This is a genomic window from Acinetobacter parvus DSM 16617 = CIP 108168 (assembly GCF_000368025.1).
Classification (GTDB): Bacteria; Pseudomonadota; Gammaproteobacteria; order Pseudomonadales; family Moraxellaceae; genus Acinetobacter; species Acinetobacter parvus.
Map to the genome: position 1 here is coordinate 364,092 of NZ_KB849211.1, position 10,302 is coordinate 374,393.

Sequence of the window (10,302 nt, forward strand, 5' to 3'; positions counted from 1 at the left end):
TCGCTGTTCGCTGTTCGCTGTTCGCTGTTCGCTGTTCGCTGTTCGCTGTTCGCTGTTCGCTGTTCGCATAATAATACAATAATCCTTAAAAATCAATATTTTAAAAAAATTAATGCTTTAAACTTACTTATTACCTAAGTCAATTTAAATAACTTTTGGGTAATCATACCTTAAAAGCATCTACTTTTTCACTTGACCAACTTCCGAATCAACTGCAACATGCAGTTATACTCAAATTTAATGATAACAATATGTCTTACCAATACCATGATGAAAGCATTGTCACCGAACTGCCCGAAGATACTGTTTTTGTATTTGGCAGTAACTTAGCTGGCACACACGACAGTGGTGCAGCTCGTGTGGCAGCACAACATTTTGCCGCAGTCAAAGGTGTGGGACGTGGCTGGGCTGGACAAAGTTTTGCGATTCCAACACTCAATGAACATTTACAGCAAATGCCACTATCACAAATTGAGCATTACGTAGATGATTTTAAAATCTATGCCAAAAACCATCCAAAAATGAAATACTTTTTAACAGCATTGGGTTGTGGTATTGCAGGTTATAAAGTCTCTGAAATTGCCCCTTTATTTAAAGGGATTCATTCCAATGTGATTTTTCCTGAATCCTTTCGTCCTTATATTGAAGAAGATGCGGTTTCCCAATTCCCTAATTTAACTGCCGAAACAGTGCATGCCTTTATTAATGACGAAGTCATTTTTTACTTCAATCACGGCTATGAATCCTTTGAAGAGGCTTTAGATAAAACCCATTTATCTGCTGCGGAAAAAGCAATTGCACTCGTTATTTTAAATGAAGAGCTTTATCCACGTGATCGCTACGGGCGTGGCCGTGAACATGAAATCACTGATATTTTAAGCAAACTGAATGGTAAGATTTTTAATTTCCAAAGTAATTCCGAAGGTGCGATGATTTTTGTTGGCGTGATTATCGCCTTAATGGAACTGTATGATATTGATGAATATGATTTCATGAAACTCTGGCGTGGTGAACTGGAAATACAACATCCACTCAACCGAAACAGTCATTAAAATAAAAAAGCCAATCATTCACTGATTGGCTTTCTTTTAGCGTTTCCCCATCGAACGGCGTGTACCACGTGGTGGCATCCAAGTCCGATCTGCATATTGCTCAGGCTTTGGGCGAACCTGATTATGCGCCACGTCCTCAGAATCATCTTGAGCAGATGGCATCGGGAATGGTAATTTCACCAAAGCTTTTTTGGCTTTTGGTTGTTGCGTACTCATTGAAATTCTCTCGAAATCTAAATTTCTAGTCGCTATTGTAATGGATTTTTGTCAGTTTTATAAAAATAAAATATGTAAAAAACCAAAGCTTTCATACAACTTATATTTTGGTAACTTTTTATGCGATTAAGGCAAGTTTTGACCACAATAACCTTGATTTAAGCTAAGATAAGCTGCTTTTTATTTTTCAATCCCATAAGAAGGAATAATGCCGTGGACGTACGTCTCTCTGATCGTGTCAATGCCATCAAACCGTCCCCTACACTTGCAGTAACAAACAAGGCCGCCGAGCTTAAAGCTGCTGGTAAAAACGTGATTGGTTTAGGTGCAGGCGAACCAGACTTTGATACCCCTCAACACATCAAAGATGCTGCAATTGAAGCGATTAACAAAGGCTTTACAAAATATACAGCAGTAGACGGTACTCCGAGCTTAAAGAAAGCAATTATTGCAAAATTAAAACGTGACAATAATTTAGATTATCAAGCAAACCAGATTTTGGTGTCTTGTGGTGGTAAGCAAAGCTTCTTTAACCTGGCACTAGCCTTGTTAAACAAAGGTGATGAAGTGATCATCCCTGCGCCATTCTGGGTAAGCTATCCAGACATGGTGATCATTGCTGAGGGTACGCCAGTCATCGTAAAATGTGGTGAAGAACAACGCTTCAAAATCACACCTGAACAATTGGAAGCTGCAATCACACCAAATACACGTTTATTGGTACTTAACAGTCCATCAAACCCAACAGGCATGATCTACACCAAGGCTGAACTAGAAGCTTTGGCTGATGTGCTGCGTCGCCACCCACAAGTATTGATTGCTTCTGACGACATGTACGAACCAATCCGTTGGGAAGATGAGTTCTACAACATCGCAACAATTGCTCCAGATTTATATGACCGTACCATTGTGCTTAACGGTGTGTCAAAAGCGTATGCAATGACAGGCTGGCGTATTGGCTATGCGGCTGGTCCTGCAAAATTGATTGGCGCAATGAAGAACATCCAGTCTCAGTCTACATCTAACCCAACCTCAATTTCACAGGTTGCGGCAGAAGCAGCATTGAATGGTCCACAAGACGTTCTTCAACCAATGATTGAGGCGTTTAAACGCCGTCATGACTTGGTGGTAAATGGCTTAAATGAAATCAACGGTATTTCTTGTCTCCCTGCTGATGGCGCGTTCTATGCCTATGCAAACATCCGTCCATTGATTCGTGCAAAAGGCATGAAGTCTTGCACAGAATTCTCTGAGTGGTTACTTGAAGAAACTGGCGTTGCAGTTGTTCCTGGTGATGCATTTGGCTTAGGTGGCTTTATGCGTATCTCTTACGCAACTGCTGATGAAGTTCTAGTGGATGCTTTAGCACGTATCAAGAAAGCAGCTGACTCAATTGATGGTGTAGATGCGGCGATCGCATCAATTGAAGCTGAAAAAGCAGTGAAATAATCATACTGTAAATTAAAAAGAAGCTTCTTAATGAAGCTTCTTTTTTATGTCTATCCTGCTATGTATTTAGCAAGTTCATCATCTTATAAAACCATAAAATATTGATCAAAGATCATCTCATTCTGGCCATATTATAGAATTAGACCGTGTTAGGTAAATGTGTGAAAACAGACAATTAAGCAATTTCAACTACTGTGTAATATTTTTCAGGATTCTGAATAATCTAGAGATAATTTTGTTGATAAAAGAAAAAATTTGAGAAAATAGATTGAATACAAAGAGTCGTCATTTTGATCTCCGATTTAGCCATTTTAGTGCTGGCAAGTTGGGTTAAATCCACACTGTTTAGATCAATATCCAAACATTCTTTCTATCTTGACTCTAGCAATCACTTGATTAAAGTTCAAGTTATTTATGCCATTTCACCTTAATTGTGCAAATAAAAAGCATACGATATAAAAATGAAAGAAACATGACATTTTTAACTTGACCGATTTTAAAAGCCACCTATAATGGCACTCAGATTCTCCCATAGCTCAGTCGGTAGAGCGACGGACTGTTAATCCGCAGGTCCCTGGTTCGAGCCCAGGTGGGAGAGCCAAGATTCTAAAAACCCACTCATTTTGAGTGGGTTTTTTCTTGTGGGTAATTTAATCAGAATATGTTTGCATCGAATCAATTCATTTTTGTACTGATTGGCTGTATCAGCACAGCACTACTTCTCATCAGTTGCATACGTTCTTTTTTACCCAAGCGACAATTCTTTCCCCGCCCTGTTATTACAGCATTTGAATCACAAATGTTCCTGCGATTAAAACAGGCATTTCCCCATTACCATGTATTGGCGCAGGTTGCCTTTAGTGCGTTGATTACAAGCGAGCATTACAATATCCGCAGCAAATTCAACCTCAAGGTCACAGACTTCGTTATTTTAGATCAGGAAATGCGGGTTATTGCGGTGGTTGAACTTGATGATCAGGGTATTTTCCTAATTTACTAAAGTTATCAAATAAATTCTTTATATATGTTTCATTGACATAGTCTACTTTTTGATCTCTAATGATTTGACAATCGTCACGGATACGACACTCTATGAAAGTTAGATATCTTAAGGATTATGATCATTCAAAGACATTAGATACAGCTAGCTATGACTGGCTAAAACAAGAAGAGAAGAAACTTAATAAACTTTCATCACTGGTACCGCTTTATTGCGCGTATATCGAATGTTTGAAAGGGACATCAAATAAACACTCAATATTCGATTTAATATCTTCTGAGGCACTAGAAAGCCATCTACAATGCTTTATAGGATTTATCTATACTGAATTGGATACAACTAATTACAATAAATACCATTATAGCTATGAGATTCAATCGGTATTCAATAAGCTAGCTTTGTTGCTAAATACAAGTGTAACTACAATTTTATTTTCACTTAATACAATAAGTGAAAATGTAGAAGAGTGTATCTTGCTATATAAAAAAAGCAAAAAAAATATAGAAAAGATTGAATATTATCGAGGTTGGAATATCTGCAGTAATGATAATAAAATCCTAAATCTCAATATCAGCATTATTTACGACACCTATGGAAAAGAGTTCACAAGTAAACTGCATCATGTAATGATCATTTATGGGAAAAAAGTAATATCAACGACCTTGTCAAAAAAAATTGGTTTTCTAATTAGTTTATTTAGAGTTTTAGTTATAATCTATCCAAATATTAAAGAAATACAGAAGGCAATGTCTTCAGAATATGCATTTGAAAGCATGCTTATTGTTTATAATTTATGCTTAATAGATGCAAAAATAAAAAACTATAATATCGGGCATTTTCACAAGAGATGGAGTTCTATCGTTGATATGTACAATGTATTAGTCAACTATGGAATATGGCAAGAACCTATTACAGAGATACTCAGGCCAATCTATAAAAAATGTACACATAAAAACACAACAACAAACTTAGTAAAAAATGAAAAAAAACAATTAATACACAATAAATTAGTCACACAGATTCCAATAAGTTATACTGATAGTGAAGCTAAAGAACTAATTTTCATTAAAATTATTAATGAAATTGACCATATAATATACTGTTCAGAATTACTCACACAAAAAACAAATGATAAATATAATTTTTTTATTGAATGTCTTAGCAAAGGAATTGTTAAAGTAAGCCAAAACAATAATTTAAAAAATAATGTACCAGTTGGAATTCTAAATAAAAATAATACATTTCGAACTTATTATGAAAGCCCTTTTAAGTACAAAACCCTTAAGAATTATCCTCATTTTTTAGGTATATCTGGTTCAGATAAGGAAAAGGATATTATTAAAGATGAAATTTTTTATTCAAGCTACAATACTTTATACCCTTTTCTTATACTATTAATTAATCAGCATCCTGCAATTACTGAATCATGGTTAATAAATTGGAAATTATATGATAATAAAAGTAATGTAGGTCTTTTTAAAATTGGGGAATCCTGGTACACCAAATCTTTTAAAAAGCGAAGAGGAGTAAATTATGCTGAACAATTAATTAAATTAAACTCTCAATCAGTAAAATTAATTAAAGACATCATAAAAATTACTAGTATTGCAAGAAATTATTTGAAATCTGAAAATAATCAAGATTATGAATACATGCTATTAGCTTCAAGAACTGCATTCACAGAACCACAAAGAGTAAAAAAAATTGAGAATGGCACCTGTACCACTCTCATTAATGGTCTGAAAAAATCATATGAAATAACAAGTTATAAAAAAGGTGAAATATTACTTAACGATGATGAAAGTAGTCATATTTTTCAAAATTTAACATTAACAAGATTTCGTGCAAGCTGTGCAGTACGAGTTTATTATGAAACGATGTCTGTAAATAAAATGAGTATAGCACTAGGCCATAAGGAATATAACCCTACATTGATTGATTCATATCTACCTGATACTCTATGGAAATTTTATACGAACAGATGGGTACGAATATTTCAAAATGCTCTTGTTTATGAATCAATGAAAGACTCAATTTACTTATTTGAGTCTGTAGACTTTACTAAAGAAGAACTTGATAAATTCATAAATAATCATGCATTCAAAGATATACCTTATCATATTGAAAAAGGATTTCATGAAATAAATATTGAGAAAAAAAATAATGACAATAAAAATAGTTATATAGGTATTTATTTAATAACAGTTCCTCTTCTACAAATTTTCCTAGCGATTAAATACTTTTTTGAAAAGACATCTTTTAATCATAAAAACATAAAAAAACATTTAAAATGGTGGTATATAAGTGCAAATTATGTAATATCACATATTGAAGCATTTCAAAACAATTTAAAACAATGCCTATATTTAACAAAAGATATTATAGAAATGTATGAGATAGCAAAAAAAAACCCAATCAACAATAATATAATCAAAGGAATATTTGTAAATGATAGTAGACAATGAATTAAAAGAAATTTTTTCAAACCCTAATAAAAACATAGAAAACATGTCAAAGACAGAGCTTCTCTTATTAAAAAATGAGATGATATGTAACCCTAATAATTATGGGTTAATAGAAAAATCTTTTGAAAAAACGTCTACTATACACAATTTAAAACTATCAGATGTAAGAAATCCTACTTGGTTTCATAATAATACAACATTTGAATCCAATATATGGATGGTAAAACTAAATAAAGTGATATTAACCATCAATTTCGATAAAATAAAAATTGACAACAATACTTTACTAACAGAAAGACCAGAAATACTGAACACTTTCAAATTCTGGCTTTGCATTCAAAGCCATCCTATTTACAATGAAGGATTTTTATTAAAAACTCAGACTATAAGTATCAATTTAACAAACACAATTTATTTTATAAATTCCATTTTGATTAATTCTCATATTTTAGAATTAAGCAAATATGGTTTAAATAAAATAAGTGAAGATTACATAATAGATTATCTAGTCAAAATTTCAAACCATGGAAAAATCAATGCATCAATAAACTACAATGAATTTGTTACAAATTTTCTTAAAGAAAAAATGAAAGAAATAGATATACATGATGTAATTAAATTTGAAGAAAAATATCCTTTTTTCATCAATTACAATCATAACGATGAACTTAAACTGACATTAGAAGAACTAAGAAAATCTAAATACTGGCTTTATTGTAATGAAGGTTATTCTACATATAGTCCCAATAAAGTAAAAAAGAATTATTTCATTAAATATCTTGAAGATCGTATCATCATATTTAATCAACAACCAGTTGCTTTCCAGCAACTAAACTTAATCGATGACAAAAGTAAAACTGAGTACTTATGTCTTCCTTATACTACTAGTGATGATGAGCATTTTTCATACCAAGACCTTCAATCTCAAATAAAAAACTTAAAAAAAATAGTCTTTGTTCACTCTCAAAATGATTGTGCTCAAATCAGTATATCTAACTTTAATACTATCAGTATGAAAAGAATAAATAAAATAACCCCTTTAAAAGATTTAGGAAGATTTGCAACGCTACCTGCTGATGTAACATTTAAAGCTATACGTGATTCTTTTGAATTTATTCATATGTATTTAGATATATTGCTCGATACGATTATTAAATATTCTTTATTCATAAAAAATAAAGAAGGAAATTTTGATAACTTTTATGAGAGTTCAAAATTTCCAGGCACATTAAAGAAAATAGGTATTAAAGAGTTAAAAATAACTAAAGATCAAAATTATTTTATAAATTTACGTAGCAATCATGGATTTATAGATTTTTACAATATTCTATTAGGATCTATATTAGTTGCATTAGGAGCAATCACTGCTAGACGTAACTCAGAAATTATTGAATTACACCCATTAGATTGCTTATTACCACAGTATATTGATCCATTATTAACAGATTTTAAAGAATTTGAAGTTATATTTGATAATCGAAAAAGTGGTGTAAGTGGTATTAATTTTCATCGTGAAAAGATGTCAAGACCTATACCAAGCATTATTGCAAAAGTCATTTATAAAATTAAAAAATTTAATGAAGTCATTTTAAAAAATAATCTTTCCACATTATCAGAAATCAACTTGATCAATAGCTATTCTTATAAGCGGAATACATGGAGTAAGTTATCTAATAATAGCTATAGCAACTTGCTAAATTTATTTTGTGATTATTTTCAGACAAAAAAAATAGAGTATTCCCCAAATGAATATAGAAGATATTATATACGTCAACATCAATTAAGACGTTTTTTTGCAATGATGTTTTTTTGGTCAAAAAGCTTTGATGGCTTAGACACATTACGTCACTTCCTCGGTCATACGGATATTGAACATTTATATCATTATATTACTGAACCATTAACGGGCAGTGTTCTCAATGGTGTGAAATCTCATACAATTACTGAAGCCTATTTAGGTAGATCTGGTCCAATTGTTAAAAATATTGAAGACTTACGTACAGTTTTATTAAATCATTTTAATGTTAATGACTTAGAGATTATCAGCATAAAAAACTTTGATTCTACAAACAAGTTATTAAGTAAGATAAACTATCTCATTGATGAACATATAATTGACCTTCAACCTAGATTTTTTACTACCAAAGACAAAAATAATAATATCATTCAAGAATTTGAGCTAATATTAATAATTGAGGATGAAATATGAAAAAATTTAATGACTATGAAGTTGAAAATTCAATTCAATCTGAAATAGATTTTCTTAAACTTATAATAAATAAACCCCAAAAATATATAAATGATAATTATATAAAAACTGCAATTTCATCTCAAAAAAATATGGCAAAATATGTTAATAATGAATATGGAATTATTTCTCTATCACTTAACACACACAAATTATACGTAAATAAATATTCAAATATGACCTATACTCAATTTAATGAATTGAGAATAAAAGCTTTATCTTCAATTATCACATCCCCAATTACTATAAGAAATAAAACAAAAGAATTAGAAAAAGAAAATAATAACTTAAAAATCAATAACTTAACGCTAATTAAGATCATATATGACCTAAAGTCAATAATTTCTAATTTAGCTTTAAACACAAAAAACCAATATATAATTGATGAAACTAATAATAAATTAAGGTATTTTGAAAAATTATTAAACTATGTGAATGAGGATGCTAATTATGAATAATAAAAAACTATATTCAATGGTTAGCAATTTATCATTACCAAATTACCTTTCCACATCCAAGCAAGAGATAAAATTTCTTAATATTAACACCCTACCATTTTTATTTTTCCCTAACGGTGTCCCATGCTATGAAGCAAATTCATACCTTATTTACAAATTAAAATTTGGTTATTCTCATAATTATAATGGTGGTACATACAGGATATTTGCTAATCATTTGAGTCACTTTATAAGATTCACCTTTTTTTGCAAAAAAATAAAAAAAATTTCACAATTTGATGATGATATATTTTCGGATTTTATGGATTATCTGCAAGATAACCCTCATGTTCGATCTAATAACCAAATTATAACTATTGGTTACCAAATTATTGATTTTCTTTTTTTCGTTGCAGAACTTTATAATATTAATAATTTTATTGGAATTGGTAAAAATAATAGAATATCTTTAAGTATTAAAAATAAAAAATTATCTCGAGAAAACAACAAAAAAAGGGCTAATCCTAGTTATTTTCATTATTCCTTCCCCCCACCTTCACCTAAACGCAAACGTTATCCTGTCTCACTCGATGACTATAATAGACTTTTGAATCATATAAATAGCTCCGAGAATGAGCCATTAAGACTTAGAAACTTATGCATTCTCCAAGCGCTTGAAAATACAGGCGGTAGAAGAACAGAAGTCTGCTCTATATCCATGAATTCTCTAAGATCAGCTTTAAAGAGTGAATCAAACTCACCTTTATTAGAAATAATAAATTTAAAAAATAATCGATTAATTAAGACAAGGGAAATCCCTGTTTCAAGAACTTTTTTACTCAATTTACGCTTTTATGTTCAATACTATAGAAATCCGATACTGCAAAAAAAGGGTATTAATCATGATTATATTTTTATTTCCCACACATCAGGTCAACCATTACAGCCAGATACTTTGACTACTTATATGAATAATTGGTCCAAAGAGGCAAATCTTTCCTCCCAAGTTTGTGCTCACATGTTCCGCCATAGATTTATCACAGAAAAGTTTAAATCTTTAATTTTAGAACACGAATTGTCGAATGGTGATGAATTTCGAAAAATGCTATTAAATACCTATCGATTAAAACAAATTATGCTTGAATGGACTGGTCACAAATCTATCATATCTTTAGATACATATATAAATTTAGCATTTGATGAGCTTTCTGAAATTGATAAATTAAAAGAAAGAATGATGTGGTTCCGTTAATTAGACCACTCAATTCAGTTTTATAAGTGATAAATCCGCTCTAAATATTTAAATCATGCTGCCATTACTTTTAGTAAATGTTGATCATAAAATTCATTTGGTGTTGCCTTATTCAAACTTGAATGAGGACGTATCATGTTATAAAAATCCAAATATTCAGCAATTGATTGTTTCGCTTGTTTA

Annotated in this window: 8 protein-coding genes, 1 tRNA gene and 1 pseudogene; 8 read left to right on the forward strand and 2 right to left on the reverse strand. The window is 31.0% G+C overall.

The genetic code is table 11. From position 1 onward, the window contains the following. The first annotated feature begins 251 nt into the window (after window positions 1-251). Window positions 252-1,052 carry an A1S_2505 family phage non-structural protein gene (locus F988_RS03825; protein ID WP_010589328.1) on the forward strand — a complete coding sequence of 267 codons (801 nt, stop codon included), beginning with the start codon at window positions 252-254 and terminating at the stop codon, window positions 1,050-1,052. Window positions 1,053-1,088: 36 nt separating this feature from the next. Here the strand turns inward: F988_RS03825 and F988_RS03830 are convergent, their stop codons facing one another. Further along, window positions 1,089-1,268: a hypothetical protein gene (locus F988_RS03830; protein WP_004678032.1), complete on the reverse strand. Its 180-nt coding sequence runs from the start codon at window positions 1,266-1,268 to the stop codon at window positions 1,089-1,091. A 213-nt stretch (window positions 1,269-1,481) separates the two neighbouring features. On the opposite strand from F988_RS03830, the gene F988_RS03835 reads away from it, so the two are divergent. From F988_RS03835 to F988_RS03865, 7 genes and pseudogenes are all read left to right on the forward strand, one after another. Beyond that, window positions 1,482-2,717 (forward strand): pyridoxal phosphate-dependent aminotransferase, encoded by a 1,236-nt coding sequence (locus F988_RS03835; RefSeq protein WP_004681168.1) that lies wholly within the window; start codon window positions 1,482-1,484, stop codon window positions 2,715-2,717. A 525-nt stretch (window positions 2,718-3,242) separates the two neighbouring features. Next, window positions 3,243-3,318, forward strand: a tRNA-Asn gene (locus tag F988_RS03840). Window positions 3,319-3,378: 60 nt separating this feature from the next. Next, window positions 3,379-3,693 (forward strand): annotated as a pseudogene (locus F988_RS03845) (DUF2726 domain-containing protein); the annotation flags it as partial. A gap of 116 nt (window positions 3,694-3,809) precedes the next feature. Next, window positions 3,810-6,182, forward strand: a complete 2,373-nt coding sequence (locus tag F988_RS03850) for a hypothetical protein (protein ID WP_004681170.1) — start codon at window positions 3,810-3,812, stop codon at window positions 6,180-6,182. Next, window positions 6,166-8,391 (forward strand): hypothetical protein, encoded by a 2,226-nt coding sequence (locus F988_RS03855; RefSeq protein WP_004681172.1) that lies wholly within the window; start codon window positions 6,166-6,168, stop codon window positions 8,389-8,391. The genes F988_RS03850 and F988_RS03855 overlap by 17 nt, the downstream gene beginning before the upstream one ends. Next, the gene (locus F988_RS03860) at window positions 8,388-8,888 is read left to right on the forward strand and encodes a hypothetical protein (RefSeq protein WP_004681174.1); all 501 of its coding nucleotides are present in this window, start codon (window positions 8,388-8,390) and stop codon (window positions 8,886-8,888) included. The genes F988_RS03855 and F988_RS03860 overlap by 4 nt, the downstream gene beginning before the upstream one ends. Continuing rightward, on the forward strand, window positions 8,881-10,119 hold the full coding sequence (locus F988_RS03865) for a tyrosine-type recombinase/integrase (RefSeq protein ID WP_004681175.1): 1,239 nt from the start codon (window positions 8,881-8,883) through the stop codon (window positions 10,117-10,119). Before F988_RS03860 ends, F988_RS03865 begins: the two co-directional genes overlap by 8 nt. Before the next feature lie 53 nt (window positions 10,120-10,172). Here the strand turns inward: F988_RS03865 and F988_RS15010 are convergent. Then, window positions 10,173-10,302 (reverse strand): integrase core domain-containing protein (locus F988_RS15010; protein ID WP_004681177.1); only part of this gene is annotated, 130 nt, incomplete at its 5' end.

Excerpts from the sequence above, each read along its gene's own strand:
- F988_RS03825 (WP_010589328.1), top strand. The coding sequence starts at position 252 with ATGTCTTACCAATACCATGATGAAAGCATTGTCACCGAACTGCCCGAA.
- F988_RS03830 (WP_004678032.1), bottom strand. The coding sequence starts at position 1,268 with ATGAGTACGCAACAACCAAAAGCCAAAAAAGCTTTGGTGAAATTACCA.
- F988_RS03850 (WP_004681170.1), top strand. The coding sequence starts at position 3,810 with ATGAAAGTTAGATATCTTAAGGATTATGATCATTCAAAGACATTAGAT.
- F988_RS03855 (WP_004681172.1), top strand. The coding sequence starts at position 6,166 with ATGATAGTAGACAATGAATTAAAAGAAATTTTTTCAAACCCTAATAAA.
- F988_RS03860 (WP_004681174.1), top strand. The coding sequence starts at position 8,388 with ATGAAAAAATTTAATGACTATGAAGTTGAAAATTCAATTCAATCTGAA.
- F988_RS03865 (WP_004681175.1), top strand. The coding sequence starts at position 8,881 with ATGAATAATAAAAAACTATATTCAATGGTTAGCAATTTATCATTACCA.